25 protein-coding genes are annotated in these 17,758 nt (G+C 62.7%); 21 read left to right on the forward strand and 4 right to left on the reverse strand.

The window, feature by feature from the left end; translation table 11 throughout:
• The first annotated feature begins 9 nt into the window (after nt 1-9).
• Complete coding sequence (locus APH33_RS00540) at nt 10-618, forward strand: hypothetical protein (protein ID WP_054883277.1); 609 nt, start codon at nt 10-12, stop codon at nt 616-618.
• 54 nt (nt 619-672) lie between these two features.
• Here the strand turns inward: APH33_RS00540 and APH33_RS27555 are convergent, their stop codons facing one another.
• Nucleotides 673-972: a hypothetical protein gene (locus APH33_RS27555; RefSeq protein WP_054883278.1), complete on the reverse strand. Its 300-nt coding sequence runs from the start codon at nt 970-972 to the stop codon at nt 673-675.
• Between the two features lie 181 nt (nt 973-1,153).
• Between APH33_RS27555 and APH33_RS00550 the strand changes: the two genes are divergently transcribed.
• The 10 genes from APH33_RS00550 (at nt 1,154) to pbpG (ending at nt 5,825) form a co-directional block, all read left to right on the forward strand.
• Nucleotides 1,154-1,447 carry a hypothetical protein gene (locus APH33_RS00550; protein WP_054883279.1) on the forward strand — a complete coding sequence of 98 codons (294 nt, stop codon included), beginning with the start codon at nt 1,154-1,156 and terminating at the stop codon, nt 1,445-1,447.
• Nucleotides 1,444-1,626: a hypothetical protein gene (locus APH33_RS00555; RefSeq protein ID WP_054883280.1), complete on the forward strand. Its 183-nt coding sequence runs from the start codon at nt 1,444-1,446 to the stop codon at nt 1,624-1,626. Before APH33_RS00550 ends, APH33_RS00555 begins: the two co-directional genes overlap by 4 nt.
• Nucleotides 1,623-1,877 (forward strand): hypothetical protein, encoded by a 255-nt coding sequence (locus APH33_RS00560; RefSeq protein WP_054883281.1) that lies wholly within the window; start codon nt 1,623-1,625, stop codon nt 1,875-1,877. The genes APH33_RS00555 and APH33_RS00560 overlap by 4 nt, the downstream gene beginning before the upstream one ends.
• Nucleotides 1,874-2,086, forward strand: coding sequence for a hypothetical protein (locus APH33_RS00565; protein ID WP_054883282.1), 213 nt, complete (start codon nt 1,874-1,876; stop codon nt 2,084-2,086). Before APH33_RS00560 ends, APH33_RS00565 begins: the two co-directional genes overlap by 4 nt.
• A complete protein-coding gene (locus APH33_RS00570) occupies nt 2,083-2,478 on the forward strand; it encodes a phage protein NinX family protein (protein ID WP_054883283.1) in 396 nt (131 codons plus the stop codon). The genes APH33_RS00565 and APH33_RS00570 overlap by 4 nt, the downstream gene beginning before the upstream one ends.
• A 90-nt stretch (nt 2,479-2,568) precedes the next feature.
• Nucleotides 2,569-2,802 (forward strand): hypothetical protein, encoded by a 234-nt coding sequence (locus tag APH33_RS00575; RefSeq protein WP_054883284.1) that lies wholly within the window; start codon nt 2,569-2,571, stop codon nt 2,800-2,802.
• 51 nt (nt 2,803-2,853) lie between these two features.
• Nucleotides 2,854-3,351, forward strand: coding sequence for a hypothetical protein (locus tag APH33_RS00580; RefSeq protein ID WP_054883285.1), 498 nt, complete (start codon nt 2,854-2,856; stop codon nt 3,349-3,351).
• A 37-nt stretch (nt 3,352-3,388) separates the two neighbouring features.
• Entirely contained in the window at nt 3,389-3,733 is a 345-nt protein-coding gene (locus tag APH33_RS27560) for a hypothetical protein (RefSeq protein ID WP_256218577.1), read from the forward strand.
• Nucleotides 3,634-4,767, forward strand: coding sequence for a tyrosine-type recombinase/integrase (locus APH33_RS00585; RefSeq protein WP_371263229.1), 1,134 nt, complete (start codon nt 3,634-3,636; stop codon nt 4,765-4,767). The genes APH33_RS27560 and APH33_RS00585 overlap by 100 nt, the downstream gene beginning before the upstream one ends.
• Before the next feature lie 131 nt (nt 4,768-4,898).
• Complete coding sequence (pbpG, locus tag APH33_RS00590) at nt 4,899-5,825, forward strand: D-alanyl-D-alanine endopeptidase (protein WP_054883287.1); 927 nt, start codon at nt 4,899-4,901, stop codon at nt 5,823-5,825.
• Nucleotides 5,826-5,847: 22 nt separating this feature from the next.
• Here pbpG and APH33_RS00595 read toward each other — a convergent pair whose 3' ends face one another.
• Entirely contained in the window at nt 5,848-6,801 is a 954-nt protein-coding gene (locus APH33_RS00595; protein ID WP_054883288.1) for an IS110 family transposase, read from the reverse strand.
• Between the two features lie 309 nt (nt 6,802-7,110).
• Nucleotides 7,111-7,548 carry a hypothetical protein gene (locus APH33_RS00600; protein WP_054883289.1) on the reverse strand — a complete coding sequence of 146 codons (438 nt, stop codon included), beginning with the start codon at nt 7,546-7,548 and terminating at the stop codon, nt 7,111-7,113.
• Between the two features lie 193 nt (nt 7,549-7,741).
• Here APH33_RS00600 and APH33_RS00605 point away from each other — a divergent pair, with 193 nt between their 5' ends.
• The 9 genes from APH33_RS00605 to APH33_RS00645 all read left to right on the forward strand — a co-directional run bounded on the left by APH33_RS00605 (nt 7,742) and on the right by APH33_RS00645 (nt 15,303).
• Entirely contained in the window at nt 7,742-9,076 is a 1,335-nt protein-coding gene (locus APH33_RS00605) for a lysine N(6)-hydroxylase/L-ornithine N(5)-oxygenase family protein (RefSeq protein ID WP_054883290.1), read from the forward strand.
• Between the two features lie 170 nt (nt 9,077-9,246).
• On the forward strand, nt 9,247-10,440 hold the full coding sequence (locus tag APH33_RS00610) for a PepSY domain-containing protein (protein ID WP_054883291.1): 1,194 nt from the start codon (nt 9,247-9,249) through the stop codon (nt 10,438-10,440).
• Complete coding sequence (locus APH33_RS00615; protein WP_054883292.1) at nt 10,437-10,976, forward strand: hypothetical protein; 540 nt, start codon at nt 10,437-10,439, stop codon at nt 10,974-10,976. Before APH33_RS00610 ends, APH33_RS00615 begins: the two co-directional genes overlap by 4 nt.
• Nucleotides 10,973-11,293 (forward strand): hypothetical protein, encoded by a 321-nt coding sequence (locus APH33_RS00620; protein ID WP_054883293.1) that lies wholly within the window; start codon nt 10,973-10,975, stop codon nt 11,291-11,293. The genes APH33_RS00615 and APH33_RS00620 overlap by 4 nt, the downstream gene beginning before the upstream one ends.
• 11 nt (nt 11,294-11,304) lie before the next feature.
• Nucleotides 11,305-11,874, forward strand: a complete 570-nt coding sequence (locus APH33_RS00625) for a DUF6162 family protein (RefSeq protein WP_054883294.1) — start codon at nt 11,305-11,307, stop codon at nt 11,872-11,874.
• Between the two features lie 15 nt (nt 11,875-11,889).
• Nucleotides 11,890-12,792: a metal ABC transporter substrate-binding protein gene (locus tag APH33_RS00630; protein ID WP_054883295.1), complete on the forward strand. Its 903-nt coding sequence runs from the start codon at nt 11,890-11,892 to the stop codon at nt 12,790-12,792.
• Nucleotides 12,789-13,535: a metal ABC transporter ATP-binding protein gene (locus APH33_RS00635; RefSeq protein WP_054883296.1), complete on the forward strand. Its 747-nt coding sequence runs from the start codon at nt 12,789-12,791 to the stop codon at nt 13,533-13,535. The genes APH33_RS00630 and APH33_RS00635 overlap by 4 nt, the downstream gene beginning before the upstream one ends.
• The gene (locus APH33_RS00640; RefSeq protein ID WP_054883297.1) at nt 13,535-14,434 is read left to right on the forward strand and encodes a metal ABC transporter permease; all 900 of its coding nucleotides are present in this window, start codon (nt 13,535-13,537) and stop codon (nt 14,432-14,434) included. The genes APH33_RS00635 and APH33_RS00640 overlap by 1 nt, the downstream gene beginning before the upstream one ends.
• Nucleotides 14,431-15,303 (forward strand): metal ABC transporter solute-binding protein, Zn/Mn family, encoded by an 873-nt coding sequence (locus tag APH33_RS00645; protein ID WP_054883298.1) that lies wholly within the window; start codon nt 14,431-14,433, stop codon nt 15,301-15,303. Before APH33_RS00640 ends, APH33_RS00645 begins: the two co-directional genes overlap by 4 nt.
• A 12-nt stretch (nt 15,304-15,315) precedes the next feature.
• On the opposite strand, the gene APH33_RS00650 is transcribed toward APH33_RS00645, so the two are convergent.
• Entirely contained in the window at nt 15,316-15,945 is a 630-nt protein-coding gene (locus APH33_RS00650) for a TetR/AcrR family transcriptional regulator (RefSeq protein WP_054883299.1), read from the reverse strand.
• 123 nt (nt 15,946-16,068) lie between these two features.
• Between APH33_RS00650 and APH33_RS00655 the strand changes: the two genes are divergently transcribed.
• On the forward strand, nt 16,069-17,748 hold the full coding sequence (locus APH33_RS00655; protein WP_054883300.1) for an amidohydrolase: 1,680 nt from the start codon (nt 16,069-16,071) through the stop codon (nt 17,746-17,748).
• The last annotated feature ends 10 nt before the right edge of the window (nt 17,749-17,758 follow it).

Below are 17,758 nucleotides of genomic sequence, written 5' to 3' on the forward strand. Positions count from 1 at the left end.
GAGTTACCCATGCCACAGAACAACGACGCCCACGGCTGGATAGCCTGCGACGACGGCCTGCACCTGATCCAGATGGACAAGAACCTCAGCCATTACGGCTGGGTGTTCAGGAAAGTTGATGGCGGCCTGCCCTACTCGGTTCGCGAAGCCACGCCCCACGAAATGGCACACGCCCAAGCTCGTCAGCACCTGCGGATTGGAGTCGCGCAGATCGCTGGGCAGGCGCCAGCCCCGCAGCCCCACCCCGAGCCTATCGCCTGGATGGTTGGTACTGCCTTCTGGTGGACCAAAGAAGAGGCAGAGAGGGATGCGGCTGCGACTGGACTGCCTATTGTCCCCATTGGGCCGTTGGTATCCATCCCCGACGAGTACTGCCTGATGCCCAAGCGGCTCACGGCGGAGAACGGAGCCAAGGCACTGCTGCTCGGCGAGTTCAAGCTGGAGGTCACCCAGGAATGCCCGGAATGCCGCGAACTGGATGAGCCAGTTGAAGGCTGCGAGATATGCGATGGCGAGGGTGAGTACGCACAGCGCCACACAATTCCGTGGGATCAGATCAAGTTCATTTACAGCGAGGCCGTGAAGGGTCTCGCTCTTCAGCCGAACACCGCCCGGTAAGCTAAATGCAGTGCAGAGCACATTTGTACTCCGCCCAGCTACCACCCCATTCCCCTATCCCGAGCAGGCGACCTGGTCGAATTTTGGGAGAGTGTCTGTGGCAATGCGGCGGGCCCGTCCGACGCCCCAGGCTAAAGCCCTGGTCATGGATTCACCGGGACGGGAATCGAAAGCCTCTTCGTGAAGGGCCATGCCACTCGCGGCATATACCCCAATGAACATCTGCGTGTTACCCGTTCGCGACAGGCGCACCTGAACATCAATGACCGTTCCATCCTCGAGTTCTTCGTCATGAGTTCGGTGGTGAAGCGTTGGATCAGCCCACTCCCAGAAAACTTCACCGCGAATCCTCATGTCGGCCTCCTACGATTTTAGTTGTATGCCACGGGTGAACTCTCACCATAGCCAAAGCGAGGCGAGACGCAATCTCGGTATCGCAGCTTGAGAACTGAATCGGACCATCGGCCGATTTTCTTGTACCGAACCCAACCACTTGTACAACTCACTGCCGCGATATGGCGGCCAAGGAACCCGCATGCCTGCAAAAAAGTATCCGCTCGACGTGCGAAGCGTCGGCGAAGACACCTACATCTGCATGAGCAAGGGCCACCACAACCTGGAAGAGTTCATGAAGGCTGCGGTTGCCGATCACCCTGGCTGGTGCTTGGGCGGCCCTGAGCATGTCTGGATCAAGACAACCCTGGGTCACGGTACCTACGACTGCATGTACAACATCGTGCCGCAGGGCACCCGCGGCGCATGGCCGGCTACCTACTGCTGGGAGTTCGGCGAGGACTACAAGCGCTATAACGCCGAGGTGCAACCATGACCCGCGAAGAACGAAACGAGGCGAAACGCCGTGCCCGTCTGTGGTTCGCGGCACTTATCGACAACGCGGAGCCAATGATGTCGGGCGCTTTCGACGACCTCAGCGAAGGCCAACATGACGTGATCGAGCAGGAGAAAGTCCGGATCGCAGAACGCATAGAACGGATGGCCAAAAAATGACCCGCCTCGCCCTCTGCCTCCTGCTGCTGGCCACCGGCGCCAGCGCTGAGCCCCTGCCATGGGGCGTCGAAACCTTCCACGACGACGAGCGCGGCGTCACCTGCTGGTACACCGCCACGGGGCTGAGCTGCATCCCCGATAGCCAGCTGCAGGCCGGCAACCAGCGCCAGCTCTCCCCGCACGAAACACAACCCGAACCTACACCCGCACTGGCGCCTGGGCGCTGGATTGATGAGAGGTATGAGCTGTGAGCAAGGTAATCCACTTGGTCTCGCACTTCTGGTGCTTCGACGATCATGACTGCCAGATCGCGTGCAACCAGGCCGGCGAAGACATGGACGGATCTGACCGACCGCAAGAGGTCACCTGCAAGAAGTGCCTACGGGTCTACGCGGCCCACGAGCGGCAGGGCCAGGAACAACGCAGAAAGCGCTTGGCCGCTCAGCAGGTGGCGCCATGACCGACCTGATCGAAGTGAGGGTTTCCAACCTGATCGGCGCTTCGCTGGACTGGGCTGTGGCCGTGGCTGAGGGATTCAGTATCGATCCCGAGTGCCGAACCACTGTGTGGCACCCTGACGGCTTGCCTTGCAGCATCAGCATCCGTGGCGCAGCAGAGGGATTTGGCTGGAGGCCATCCACCAACTGGGCACAGGGCGGTCAACTGATCGACAGGCACAGCGGCACCGCACAGCACATTTCAGGGCTTCCAGATGACCTGCACTACGCAGGAGGCCCTGCCGACGCCGGAGTCTGGTGCTACGGCCCCACGGCCCTGATCGCGTTCTGCCGAGGCCTCGTCAACCACAAGCTCGGCGATACCGTCCGGGTGCCGAAGGAGCTGATGCCATGACAGTGATCCTTTCCCTCGCCTACATGGCCTACCTGATCTACAGAGGGCCGCGATGAACAGTCACCAGGTCACAGTCAGCCAGGAGGCCATATGGGCTACATCAACCCGCTGCTGAAGCTGCCAGCTGGCCAAGCCCTGCTGGAGCTACCGGCTGAAGACAGGGCACGGATTGAGGCGGTGATGCGTGAACTGCGCGCTCAGGCCGATGCCGAGGCCGAAAACTCTTGGCTCCGCCGCAAAGGCCCGATGGCCGCTTACTGGCGCGCAGTTTCGACCTACTCCCGTCACTTAGCGCACGCCCTCTCGCGCAACACTCAGCCGTAACCCCTCACCCTACAACTCAAGCCCGCCGACATGCGCGGGCGAGGATTCCCCGTGTCCGCAACTCAACGTTTCCACGAAACCGCCAACGACTGCCTGGAACGCCTGGCGGCCGATCTGTGGCCAGACGCCAAGCTGGCCCTGGTCATCTATACCCCGGACAAGCCTGAGCTCGACATCGTCCTGAAGGACAGCGGACTGAAAGTCGACGAGGTGATCAACACGCTGCGCCGCCGCGGCGGCCTCAGTCTTGACGGCGACAATGTATACAAGCGATCCGTTTGTGACGTCATCATCGGCGCCCTTGCCATGGGCAAGCAGAACAACAACCCACCGCCAGCCGATCACTGGTGCCTTGAGTTCTGGGATGTCGGCCGAGCCGAGGGTGCACTGCAGGAAGAACTGGTACAGGCGCTGCGCCTGGCGCGCAAAGAGCTGGACGCCTGCCAGCGGGTGATCCATTACGCGGGCGGCTTCGATCCGGCCTACGTCAACGATGCCCAGGCCGCGCTGAAGGTCGCCGACGCAGTGCTCGAAAAAACTCCCGCCTGACCACCAACCTGCCGCCACCGGCGGCGTGGAGACCATCATGCAAGACGAAGAACGCCGGCCGGTGGCCTATGTATCCGACAAGGTCCCGGAGGAGAAAATGGCCGAGCTGGTCGGTACGACCAAGCGAGCCTTGGAAGGCAAGCGAAGCCGCGGTGTGATCCCTGAAGGGGTCTGGAAAAAGATCGACGGCCGGATTTTTTACAGCATCAGGAGATACGAAGCGTGGCTGGAAGGAAGCTGGGGCTACCCACTGGAGTCGAGTTCATCGGCAAATCAATCCGGATCCGTTTTACTTGGAACGGTGAGCGTCGATCCGAAACGCTCGCATATCCCCAAACCGCCAAGGGGATCAAGGCGGCAGCCGATCTACGCGCTCAAGTAGTCAGCCTGGCCAAGCACGGCGTGCTGGATGAAAAAAGGTACGCCGAGCTGTTCCCCGCCTCCAGCTACACAGCGCCAGCAAACGAGCTGATGTTTGGGGAGTACGCGCAGAGCTGGCTGAACAGCCTGGAAGTGGTGCACGACACCCGCGTCAATTACAAAGGATTGATGAACAACTACTGGATGCCCCATCTGGCGACGCTGCCTATCAAGGCAGTAACGCCGATGGTGCTGAGAGAGGTGGTCGCAAGGACCGAGTGGAAGAGCTCGACAGTCAAGCGCGCCGCGATTGCCCGGGTCAAGGCAATGTTTCGGGCTGCGGTGTATGACGAGGTAGTGGACAGGAACCCGGCGGCATCGATCCAGCTGCCGCAGAAAAACAAGAAACAGGTTGACCCCTTCACCGTAGAAGAGGCGGACGCCTTGATCGAATGGATGTACAAGAACTTCTCACGCTCTAGCCAGGTATTCGCAGCCTTCTACGAGTTCGCCTTCTACACCGGCATGCGCACAGGGGAAATCATGGCGCTACGCTGGGATGAGGTCGATTTGGAGAAGAAGACAGCCCACATCTGCCGCATCGTGGTGGAAAAGCAGGTGGTTGAAAGGACGAAGACCAAGTACACCCGCACAGTGATGTTGAACAGCCGAGCGCTGGGTGCGCTGGCCAGGGCAAGGGAGATCGCGCACTACCGGTCCAAGCAGAAACGGCGTGTGTCGACCGAATCCCCATTTGTGTTCCAGCCGTCCGGATCATCGCCACACATCTCGGTACCGGACACGGCGGGCAATCACTTCAACCAGGCAATCGAAGCAATGGGCTTCAGACACCGCCCCCAGTACAACTGCAGGCACACTTATGCCACGATGTGCCTCATGTCAGGGATGAACCCGGCCTTCATCGCCGGGCAGCTTGGGCACTCTGTCCAGGTGCTGCTGACAACCTATGCGAAGTGGTTGAATTCGGCCAACGATTGGTCCGAATTGGCGAAGCTGGAAAAGCAGGTAATTGGTACGAAATTGGTACAGGATTAAATTTCCTTCACGTTGCGCCCTTTGGATATAAGGCATTCGACAGCACTTCGGCCATACTCCACAATGCAGCGGTTTTTTGGGGGAAAACCCTTGCACAGCCAACGACATACCAACTTTTAGTGAGCCTCAACGTGAAAACATCCCTGTCCATCCTCAGCCTGCTGCTGTTGCTCACAGGTACTGCGACCCTTCCGTCGACCGCTGCTGCACAACCCCCGGCCCAGGTCCAGCGCGACCCGTCCAAGCTGCACCTGGCGTCTGGCAGCGCCCTGCTGATCGACCTGAACACCAACCAGGAACTGTATGCGAGCCACGCCGACCGCGTGGTGCCCATTGCCTCGGTGACCAAACTGATGACGGCGATGGTGGTGCTGGATGCCAAGCTGCCCATGGATGAGATGCTCACCATGACCATCGCCAACAACCCGGACATGAAAGGCGTGTATTCGCGCGTACGCCTGGGGAGCGAGCTGAATCGCCGGGAAACCCTGCTGATCACCTTGATGTCGTCGGAAAACCGTGCCGCGACCACCCTGGCCAACCACTACCCAGGGGGCTACCCGGCCTTCATCAAGGCGATGAACGCCAAGGCCCGCAGCCTGGGCATGGCGCACACCCGCTATGTCGAACCGACCGGTCTGTCGACCCAGAACGTCTCCACCGCCCGTGACCTGTCCAAGCTGCTGATGGCCGCGCGCAAGTACCCGATGCTGAGCGAGCTGTCGACCACCCGCGAGAAGACCGTGGCCTTCCGCAAGCCCAACTACACCTTGGGCTTCCGCAACACCGACCATCTGGTGAACAAGAGCAACTGGGACATCAAGCTGACCAAGACCGGTTTCACCAATGAAGCCGGCCATTGCCTGGTGCTGCTGACCAGGATGGACAACCGCCCGGTGGCCATGGTGATTCTCGATGCCTTCGGCAAGTACACCCACTTCGCCGACGCCACCCGCATGCGTCAGTGGCTGGAGACCGGCGCGACCAAGCCGGCACCGGCAGTGGCCATGCAATACAAGACCGACAAGCACGGCAAGGGGCGCCTGGCGTCGGAGTGACCTGTGGGAGATTCTATGGTTTTCAGCAAGCCAGTTTCCCACCTTTGGTGACGTATTCGTCCTGATTTTTCATCAGGGCGAATGCCACCCGCGCGAGCTTTCTAGCCAGGATTACCAGAGCTTGAGTTGTTGCTTTACCAGATTTCCGGTGCTGTTCATAAAGCCCTTTCCAAGCGGCCGATCTGCTGGCTGCCATCGCAGCGTTATGCAATAGGCGACGAATTTCTGAGCAACCTCGCTTGGTGAGACGACGCCGTCCATTTTTCTGTCCAGAATCACTAACCCGTAAATCCATTCCCAAAAAGGCGATGTACGAGTCGCTACTTTTGAATTCGCCCCTCATAAAAGCCATCACCAATGCTGCGGCGGTGAGAAAACCAATGCCCTCTACTGCCTGACAGCGAGCGACTTGCTCCTGCAGCCCAGCTTCTCGCAACACTTCCTTGATCTTCTGTTGGATCAACTTGTCCAGCCGATCTATTGATTTCACAAAGGTTTCGAAGGCGGCTTGCAAGAGGCTTTCGTTAGCCCAGCTCTGGGTCATCGCAGTGCGAGCAGTCACCAGGGCGGCTCTGCGTCGCAGAAGGCTCTGAAGCTTGCCGTAGACCGCTGGAGGGGGGCTCCAAGGGCGAAGGTCCTCGCCTTCATTTTTCAGAAAACGGGACAGCAATCGAGCATCGGAAGGGTCAGTTTTAACCCGGCCTCCAACGCTTTTTCGGTAGTTGCTCAGTTGAAAGCCATCAATGACATAAACCTCGAAACCCAGGCTATGGGCCTGCTCAACCAAGTCCAGGTGGTAGACATTGGTCGCCTCAACAGCAATTGCAGTATTGAGGGGCTGCTGTTTCAGCCAGCGTTTGATTTCGGGTTTGGAGTTTTTCAGTCTGATAATTTCATCGCGATCATCGTGGTGGATAACCAGCTCAGCTTTTGCGACATCCGCACCCACAATCAACTTTCCTACCTGCATTGCCATGGGCGGCTCCTCACGTTATGGTTTTTCGGCTTGAAGGGGTTTCACCAAGAGGCGCTGGCTTGCTTCTATCGTCGCTTGCAAACGATGCATTCTTTATCGGCGCTTTGGTGGAAGAGGTGGGGCGATGTCTCCCACGGTCTGTACTGCTGCGAACAGTCAGAATCGGGCATTTAGTCCCACCACCCCTTCAAGTCTAACCATACAAGCGGGCATGCCCGCGAACACCGGCGCAGCCGGTGCCATGTACCGCGTTGTATTCTTCGCGGGCGCTCCCGCTCCTACAGGATCGAGCCAGCCTTACGGCTGATCTCAGGCCTGGGTGTCGACCATCCCGCCGGCACTGCTGCCGCCTGACTTCTGCAACGCTTCCAGCAGTTGCGCGGTAGCCGTCATGATCTCGCCACTGAGGGTGGCGATGCTGGCCTGCTTGGCCGTGACTGCAGCCAACTTGCTGGTTTCGTCGGTTTTCTGCGCCATCAGGATGGCCAGCTGTTTCTGCTCGTCGGCCAACTGCTTCTGCAGTTTCTTGATCATCTCGCGCAACTGCTTGATGTGTGAGGGCTCGTCACTGCCACTGCTCCCTTGCGCACCCTCGGCACCTTTGGCCTGGCCATCGCCACGCAGCTTCGAGGTGTCGACCTGCAGCGTCGAGCTGCCCGATTCAGTCTTTTCCGTGTCGCTGGCCTGCGAAGCGCTGCCGGCCTGGGTCGAGGTGTTGCTGATGCTGACTGCCGCGATACCTACCATGTGTTTCTCCTTGCCTTGCAAAGGGTCCTTGAGTTGACCTGCGTATCGGCCGAAAGCGGCAAGCCTTTAGGCCCGGCTGGCCGCAGGCACGCTTGCGGGCAGTAAATTCACCCGACGCTGGCTCGTTCCACCCATGTACAAACGCCGGAGCCCCGGCATGCGCCCACATTCGACCCATTATGGAACCGCAGCCATGAGCCAGTCTGCACACCCGGAAACTATCAAGGACCTGATCGGCGTAGGCTTCGGCCCGTCCAACCTGGCCCTGGCCATCGCCCTGGAAGAACTTGCCCAGAGCCAGGGCCACGCCCTCGATGCGCTGTTCATCGACAAGCAGAAGGAATACCGCTGGCACGGCGAAACCCTCGCCACCCAGAGCGAGTTGCAGATCTCGTTCCTCAAGGACCTGGTCTCGCTGCGCAACCCGACCAGCCCATACAGCTTCGTCAACTACCTGCACCAGAAGCAGCGCCTGGCCGACTTCATCAACCTGGGCACCTTCTACCCCTGCCGCCTGGAGTACAACGACTACCTGCGCTGGGCCGCAGAGCACTTCGCCACCCAGGCGGTGTATGGCGAAGAAGTGCTGCGCATCGAACCTGAAGTGAAGGCAGGCCGTGTCGAGCACCTGCGCCTGGTCTCACATGATGGCCAAGGCCGCGAATTCAGCCGAAGGACGCGCTCGGTGGTGGTGGGCAGCGGCGGTACACCGAAAATCCCCGATAAATTCAGCGCGTTCAAGGATGATCCACGGGTTTTCCACCATTCCCAGTACCTCAGCAGCCTGAACAAGCTACCCTGCACGGCCGGCAAGCCGATGCGCATTGCCGTGATCGGCTCAGGCCAGAGCGCCGCCGAGGCCTTCATCGACCTCAATGACAGCTACCCGTCGGTCAAGGTCGACATGGTGCTGCGCGGCTCCGCCCTCAAGCCGGCCGACGACAGCCCGTTCGTCAACGAGATCTTCGCCCCCGACTACACCGACCTGGTCTACAACGAGCCGGCCGATCAACGCGCCAAGCTGCTCGGCGAATACCACAACACCAACTACTCGGTGGTCGACCTCGACCTGATCGAGCGCATCTACGGCATCCTCTACCGGCAGAAAGTCGCCCACCAGTTCCGCCACAACGTGCTGTGCCGCCGCCAGGTGGAAGCCGTGGTGGCGACCCGCGACGGCATTGAACTGACCCTGCGCGACCTGGCCACCGCCCAGCAGCAGACCCACCGCTACGACGCGGTAATACTCGCCACCGGCTACGAACGCCGCTCACACCGCGACCTGCTCGCCCCGCTGGCCGACTACCTGGAAGACTTCAGCGTCGATCGCAACTACCGGGTATTGGCCAGCCCCGACCTGCAGGCCTCGGTCTACCTGCAAGGCTTCTGCGAGAACAGCCATGGCCTCAGCGACACCTTGCTGTCGGTGCTGCCCTCCCGTGCCGCCGAGATCGGCCAGGCGCTGTACCACGATCTGGCGCGCCAGCAGGGCAAGGCACAACCTGCCGTTGTCCTGACCAGCGCCTGATTGGCGTAGCTACCACCCCGACAGGGCGCCACCAGCACCCTGTCGGCGCGCGCCCTCCGAAACATTTGCTTGCATTTAATTCTTCAGGATTTTCATTCTCATTCGTCTTTTGAACAACAGCCCTTTTTTGGTTGGGCCTGTGCTCGCCCCTTTTTTCAGAAGACTGACCGATGGCCAAATCACCGAAAAAATCCAAGTCCAGGTTGTGGTTCCTGGTCCACAGCTGGCTCGCCCTGCCGATCTGGTTCTTCGTGCTGATCGTCTGCTTTACCGGCATGCTGGCCGTGGTCAGCCAGGAAATCGTCTGGCTGGCCAACCCCGACGTGCGTGCCAGCAAGCCTGATGACAACGCCGAACGCCTGAGTTTCCAGCAAGTGCTCGATGCCCTGCACAAAGCCGAACCAGACATGGCCGTCAACTCGCTCAGCCAGCCCGATGGCGCGCACTTCGCGCTGACTGCGCAGGTCACTTACGCCGATGGCTCCAGCCCGATGCTCTACGTCAACCCCTATACCGGGGCCATTCAGGGCAAGATGCCGGACTTCAACTTCGAAGCCTTCACCCGGGCCCTGCACGGCTGGTGGCTGGTGCCGTTCACCAATGGCTTCAGCTGGGGCTGGTACCTGGTGTCGCTGCTCGGCCTGCCAATGCTCGCATCGCTGGTAACGGGCCTGGTGGTGTACAAGAAATTCTGGAAAGGGTTCTTCAAGCCGGTACGCACCGGCCATGGCTCGCGCATCTTCTGGGGCGACCTGCACCGCCTGGCCGGGGTCTGGTCGATCTGGTTCATCGCTGTCATTTCCATCACCAGCATCTGGTTCCTGATCCGGGCGATCCTGTTCGACAACCAGATCACTATTTCCAGCGAGCCCATCGTGCCGGTGATCGCCCGCGAGCAGGTGCCACAGACCGTCGACGGCAGCCCGGCGCCACGCATCGACCTGGACGAGGCCGCACGCATTGCCGGCCTGGCCATCCCCAGCCTGGAGATCACCTCCGTCTCGCTGCCGGCTACCGCCTACAGCCACATCGAAATGGGCGGGCGTGGCTGGTACCCGCTGATGTTCCAGAGTGCCTCGGTCAACCCGTATACACGCCAGGTCGACAGCCAGTTCCTGCTCAGCGACCGCTCGGCCCTGGAGTTCGTCACCGAGTCCATGCGCCCGCTGCACACGGGCGACTTCGGTGGCCTGCCGATCAAGCTGATCTGGTTCTTCTTCGGCCTGATCCTGACCCTGATGGTGTTCAGCGGGCTGCTGATCTGGACCAAACGCACCGCCCAGGCCACCGCCGCCGCGCTCAAGCGCAGCGAGCGCACGGCGCACAGCACACGCCGCGAAACCACCCTGGAGGTGCGCCCATGAGCCGTGCCCTGACCCTGCCTGGCCGGCCACTCAAGCAATGGTGGCTGAAGTGGCGCTTTCACCTGAACATCCTGCTGATCCTCATTCCCCTGGGTTTCATGCCCAAGTACTTCGCCGACGTCAGGTTGTTCCGTGGTGACGCCGGGCTCGGTGCCAACCCGATCCACGGCATACAGGTCGGCCCGTACAGCCTGGACCTCGCCGAGCTGCGCAACGAAGCCCCGCGCGCCGATGGCCCCGCAGGCCACTTCAAGCTGTTCAACGCGGCGCTGTGCAAGGCCTGTGTGAATGACGTCAAGGCGGTCTACCTGCGCATCGGCAAGCCGCGCAGCCTGCGCGCCGCCGGCACCATTTTCTTCGGCGCGCCATACCGCATGGTCACCAACCTGCCCATACCGCCGCGCACCAGCGCCGACGCACAGGTCTGGATCACCCTCGAAGGCTGGGACGGCAGCCTGCACCAGGCCTCGGTCCCCCTGGCCAAGGCTTCGCCAGCCACCGTGGCCTGGCTCGAAAAACAAGGAGGCAAACCATGAAACACCTGATGCGCAGGCTCGCGCTGCCCTGGCTGGTACTGGCTGCAAGCCCGGCCCTGGCCCACAACCCGATGTGCGAATGCGAGGAAGTGGCCGGTGGCCAGGTGAAATGCACCGGCGGGTTTTCCGATGGCAGCGGCGCGCCTGGGGTGACCCTTGACGTGATTGGCTACGACGAGCAGGTGCTGGTCGGTGGCAAGCTCGGTGACGATTCGAGCCTGACCTTCAAACGCCCCGACGGCGAGTTCTACGTGCTGTTCGACGCAGGGCCTGGCCACGTCGTGGAAGTCGACCACGCCGACATCGCGCAACCATGAGCCGCCCAACCATGAGCCAGGCCCAAGTGGTGCGCCCGGCCGGCGCCGGGCACGAAACCCTCCATGTGCTGCTGGCCAGCCTGTTGATCGTTGCCCTCGCCGCCAGCGTCGTGCTGCTGCGCGGCGAGCGCGAGGACAAGCAGGCCATCGCCAGCCACCAGATCGACGCCCGCCGCGACCTGAGTGCTGCCGAACAAGGCATCTACACCGACCTGCGCGTGGCGTTCGACGAAATACAGCTGCTTCGACAGGAAAGCGCCGCCACGCCCAGCGTGGCGGCCCTGGCCGAGCAAGGCCTGCCACCGTTCGTGGCCGATGCCGGCAGCCTGCGCCGTGGCAACCACCAGTGGCAGTGGCTGGCGACTGGCGCCTACCTGGGCCGCAGCCAGGCGCCGCAGGTGGCCGGCAGTTTCCTGCTGATCCTGCCCGACGCTGACAGCACCGAGGTTGACGTGTGGCTGCGCCGCGACAGCACCGCCCTGCTCCCCGACGACCTCGGCCAGGCCGCACTGATCGCCGCCGGCTGGCAGCAGGTGGTCAGCCACTACGACGCCGGGGTCACCCGCGAACACCGTCATTGAACCCAAGGATTCCCCATGTTCCGCAAAGCCCTCGCCCTGCTCCTGGCCTGCGCCCTGCCGGCGCTGGCCCTGGCCGATACCGGCAAGCCCCTGCGCATCGGCATCACCCTGCACCCCTACTACAGCTACGTCAGCAACATCGTCGGCGACAAGGCCGAAGTGGTGCCGCTGATTCCGGCTGGTTTCAACCCGCATGCCTATGAACCCCGCGCCGAAGACATCAAGCGCATCGGCACGCTGGACGTGGTGGTGCTAAATGGCGTGGGCCATGACGACTTCGCCGACCGCATGATCGCCGCCAGCGAAAAGCCCGGCATCCAGACCATCGAAGCCAACCAGAACGTACCGCTGCTGGCCGCCACCGGGATCGCCGCGCGGGGCGCCGGCAAGGTGGTCAACCCGCATACCTTCCTGTCGATCAGCACCACCATCGCCCAGGTCAACAACATCGCCCGGGCGCTCGGCAAGCTCGACCCGGACAACGCCAGGCTCTACACGCAGAACGCCCGTGCCTATGCCAAGCGCCTGCGCGCCTTGCGTGCCGAAGCCCTGGCCAAGGTCAGCGAAGCCCCCAGCGCCACCTTCCGTGTGGCCACCATCCATGCCGCCTACGACTACCTGGTGCGTGACTTCGGCCTGGAAGTGACCGCCGTGGTCGAGCCCGCCCACGGCATCGAACCAAGCCCGGCGCAGCTGAAAAAGACCATCGACCAGCTCAAGGCGCTGGATGTGAAGGTGATTTTCTCGGAGATGGACTTCCCTTCGGCCTATGTCGAGACCATCCAGCGTGAAGCCGGCGTGCGCCTGTACCCGCTGACGCACATTTCCTACGGTGAATACACCCAGGACAAGTACGAAGTGGAAATGAAGCGCAACCTCGACACCGTGGTCCGCGCCATCCAGGAGAACCGCGCATGACCGCTGCCGCGCACCTCACCGCACCCGCCGGGCCGCGCATCGAGTTTGCCGGCATCGACCTGACCCTGGGCCGCACGCGCATTCTCGACCAGGTGCAGCTCAGCGTGGCCGCCGGCAGCGTACACGCTATCGTCGGGCCCAACGGCGGCGGCAAGAGTTCGCTGATCAAGACCTTGCTTGGGCAGATGCCGCACCAGGGCCAGCTGACCCTGCACTGGCCAGGCGCGCAGCAAGTGATCGGCTATGTGCCGCAGGCGCTGGAGTTCGACCGCGGGCTGCCGATGACCGTGGACGACTTCATGGCTGCCCTGTGCCAACGGCGCCCGGCGTTCCTTGGCTTGTCGCGGCGCGTGCAGCCTGCGATCGATGCGGCGCTGGCGCGGGTCGGCATGCTCGCCAAGCGCAAGCGGCGCATGGGCGCGTTGTCCGGTGGCGAGCGGCAGCGCGTGCTGCTCGCCCAGGGGTTGATACCGGAACCGCAGTTGCTGGTGCTCGACGAGCCGATGTCGGCGCTCGACGAAGCCGGCATCCAGGTGTTCGAACAACTGCTGCAAGGCTGGCGCCAGGCCGGCACCACCGTGTTGTGGATCGAGCATGATCTGGAGGCCGTGCTGCGCCTGGCCGACCGGGTCACCGGCCTGAACCGCCAGGTGCTGTTCGACGCCCCGCCGGCCCAGGCGCTGACGCCGGAGCGCCTGCTTGGCCTGTTCTCTGTCCACCCTCGCAGCGAGAGCCTTGCCTGATGAGCTTCGAAGCCTTCCGCCAGCTGGTCCAGGCCTGGGCCGACGCTGGCTACCTGCCGCAGGCGCTGGCCTACGGTTTCGTGATCAATGCCTTGTTGGCCGGCCTGATGATCGGCCCGGTGCTGGGCGGCCTCGGCACCCTGGTGGTGGTCAAGCGCTTTGCCTTCTTCTCGGAAGCGGTCGGCCATGCCGCGCTTACCGGGGTCGCCATCGGCATCCTGCTCGGCGAGCCCTATACCGGCCCCTATGGCAGCCTGTTCGGCTATTGCCTGCTGTTCGGCATTTTGCTCAACTTCCTGCGCAACCGCACCGGGCTGGCACCGGACACGCTGATCGGCGTGTTCCTTTCCGTGTCGCTGGCCCTTGGCGCCAGCCTGCTGCTGATGCTCGCCGGCAAGATCAACGTGCATATCCTCGAGAATGTGCTGTTCGGCTCGGTACTGACCGTCAGCTCCCAGGACCTGCTGGTGCTGGGCATCGTCGCGATGCTGGTGCTGGCACTGGCCCTGCCGCTGTACAACCGCATCATGCTGGCCAGCTTCAACCCGCAACTGGCGGCGGTGCGTGGGGTGGCGGTGAAGGTGCTGGACTACCTGTTCGTGGTGCTGGTGACTTTGGTCACAGTGGCTTCGGTGAAGGTGATCGGGGCGATTCTGGTCGGCGCCCTGCTGGTGATCCCGGCAGCGGCGGCGCGCCTGGTCAGCCAGTCGCTGAAGGGTTTTTTCTTCGTGGCGGTGCTGATTGCCAGCCTGAGCACGCTGCTCGGCATCCTGCTGCCCATCATGCTTGACCTGCCAGTGCCTTCGGGCGCCGCAATCATTCTGGTGGCAGGTATCTGCTTCGCCCTCGCCGCGCTGGCCCGCGCCCTCGTCCCTCGTCTGCAAGGAAACCCGGCATGAAACTCAAACACCTGGCCCTGGCCATCGCCCTGGCCAGCCTGCCTGCGCTCGCCTCGGCCAGCCAAGTGCTGACCTCCCTACCCGTGACCCACAGCCTGGCCAGCGCCCTGCTCGACGGCACCCGCGTGCAGCTCACGCGCGCCGCGCCCGCCAACCTGCCGGCCAGCCGCCAGCCGTCGTACTTCAGCAGCCGTGGCAGTGCCAGCCTGGCCAAGGCCGCCCAGCAGGCCGACGCAGTGATCGGTGTGCGTTCGATCTGGCGTGACGACCCGCTCTACCCGCTGGCGCGACGCAGCAACATCCGTATCGTCGAGATCGATGCGGCGCGGCCGCTCGATGGCGCGCTGCCGGGCATCGCCGTGAGCGGCGATGACGCCCATGCCGCCTATCCCTGGCTGAACCCGACCAACCTGGGGCGCATGGCCGATATTCTGGCCAACGACCTGGAGCGCCTGGTGCCCGCCGACAAGCAGAGGATCCAGGGCAACCTGGCGAGGCTCAAGCGCCAGTTGCTGGAGCTGACTGCCAGCAGCCAGGTGCAGCTGGCCAAGGTCGACAACCTGAGCGTGGTCAGCCTGTCGGAGCGCCTGGGCTATCTGGCCAGCGGCTTGAACCTGGATGTGGTGGAACAGCCACTGCCTGCGGATGGGAAATGGGATGAGGCGGCGCTGAGAGCGCTGGGCGAGAACCTCACGGAGCAGGATGTGGCGCTGGTGCTGCACCATCGGCAGCCGGATGCAGCGGTGGCCAAGGTGATCGAGGCGGCCGGGGCAAGGTTGCTGGTGGTGGACAGTGACCCCGAAAATGCGCTGGCCGGGCTCAAGGCCAGTGTCGAGCAGGTGATCGGGGCACTGAGCGAAGGCGGATGAGGCCGCTACCGCTCAGGGCCGGCCCGCCTGCATCCCGGCCAGCAAAAAGCCCATGAAGCGGCGCACGTCCACGCGATGCGCCACCAGGTCCAGCGGCTCGTCACTGCACAACCGCAGCAGCTGCAGATGCCCGTAGTCATTGATCACGAACGCCGCATAGCCCACGTCAAGGTCGGCGCGCAACTTGCCGCTGTCGCACAGGTCCTGCAGCAGGTGCTTGAGTTCCTCGACCAGCGCGTCATTGACCCGCTTGTAAGCCTCGGGCACATCACGCTGCTTGCTCCCCAACAGCGGCAGCAACGGCGGCAGGATCTCACGCCACAAGGGTGCCGGCAGCACCTCGAAGGCGTAATCGGTCAGGTTGGCCTCGTAGAAACACAGTGCATCCAGCGCCTGGTCGAATTCCGCCAGGCGCTTGCGTGCCTCCGCCACCGCGCGGTGGTCGGCCTCGCGCAGTTTCTCCAGGAGGATCTCCTGCTTGCTGCCGAAATAAGCGAACACCGTCGGTACCGACACAGCCGCCAGGCGGGCGATCTGTTCCATGGTGGTGGTCTGGAAGCCTTGGCGCTCGAACAGGCCCAGCGCCGTGCGGCTGATCGTTTCCCGGCGCAGCGCCTTCTGTCGCTCGCGTAATCCGCTCACTTCACCCCCCCCTTCTCAAAACCGACGGCCAGCATACCGCAAAGCCAACCCGTAAAATATTTTATTGACTAAAACTTTTTATCGACACAAAACTAGCGCGGCATTTTGCCCCAGGGAGCCGCCATGACCCGCACCGCCGACCTCATCATTCACAACGCCCGCATCTACACCGTCGACCCGCACCAGCCTTGGGCCAGCGCAGTGGCCGTGCAGGGCGAGCGCATCCTCTGCGTTGGCGACCACGCCAGCGTCATGGCCCATGCCGGCCCTGCCACGCGCTTGCTGGACGCCGCCGGCAAGCTGGTGTTGCCGGGGTTCGTCGAATCACACTGGCACTTCTCCAGCACCGCGTTCGCCTTCCAGGCACTGGTCAACCATGAAGACCCGCACGAAGTGCTGGCCCTGCTCGAGCGCTACGTGGCGGCCAACCCAGGCGAGAAAGCCATCACCGGCATGGGCTGGATCCAGCCGCTGATGCCGGCCGAGCTGCTGCGCCGTGAAGTGCTCGACGCCATCTGCCCGGACAAGCCGGTGTGCCTGTTGTCCACCGACTACCACACCATGTGGGTCAACACCTACGCGCTCAAGGCGGCCGGCATCGACCGCGACACGCCGGCCGTGGAAGAAGGCGCCAGCTGGTTCGAGAAGGACCCGCTCAGCGGCGAGCCCACCGGCGTGATCATCGACTGCGCGGCCTACTCGCTGCTGATGCAACGCCTGAGCGAAGCCGGTTACCTGCCAACCGGCATTGACCTGTACCTGCGCTCGATTCCGTTCTGGCAAGAAAAGCTGGTCGCTGCCGGCATCACCACCGTGTTCGACGCCGGTTTCCTCGACCCGGCCGGTGACCAGACCCTGCTGTACGAAACCCTGCAGCAACTGGAACGTGAAGACCGCCTGAAACTGCGCGTGGTCGGCAGCTATATCAACATGGGCACCGAGGATGACCCGGTGACCATCCTGCAAGGCATGCGCAGCCGCTATCACTCACCGCTGGTCAAGGCGCAGACCTTGAAGTTGATGCTTGACGGCACCGAACTCAACCACACCGCGTTCCTGCTCGAACCCTACTGCGACAAGCCGCACTGCGGCTCGACGACCATGCCGGAAGCGGTGTTCGAAAACCACGTGCGCCAGGCCGATGCCGCCGGTATCGACGTGATGGTTCATGCCGTGGGTGATGCCGCCGTGCGCATGGCGCTGGATGTGTTCGAGCGGACCTTCGCCAGCAACCCGCCGCGCGACCGCCGCCATGTGATCACCCATGCCTTCCTCACCCACCCCGACGACATCCCCCGCTTCCGCCGCATCGGCGTCATGGCCAACACCCAACTGCAATGGGGCGTGGTCGACGCCTACGCCGAGGCCATCCAGCAGTCGTATGGGTTCAAGCGCTGGGCTTCGATGTACAAGTTCCGCACCTTCATCGACCAGGGCGTGACCGTGTCGATTGGCATGGACGGCCTGGTGTGCCAGTGCCGTTGCCAGCACAAACCGGTGGAACACATCGAATCGGGCCACACCCGTCAGCTCAGTGGCGAGCCGAATGCGCCAGTGATGCCCGATGCCGACGAACGCCTGAGCATCCCGCAACTGATTGCCGCCTACACCCTCAACGGCGCCTACCAGCTGGGGCTGGAAAAGGAAATCGGCTCGATCACTGCCGGCAAGCGCGCCGACATCATCATCCTCGAGCAGGACCTGTTCGAACTCGATCGCTACCAGATCGGCAAGACCGATGTGGCGCTGACCGTGATGAACGGGCGCATCACCCACGACGCGGGCACCCTGCGCCACGCCTGAACCTGAAGCG

Source organism: Pseudomonas sp. NBRC 111130, from assembly GCF_001320485.1.
In the GTDB taxonomy this organism is placed as follows: Bacteria; Pseudomonadota; Gammaproteobacteria; order Pseudomonadales; family Pseudomonadaceae; genus Aquipseudomonas; species Aquipseudomonas vlassakiae.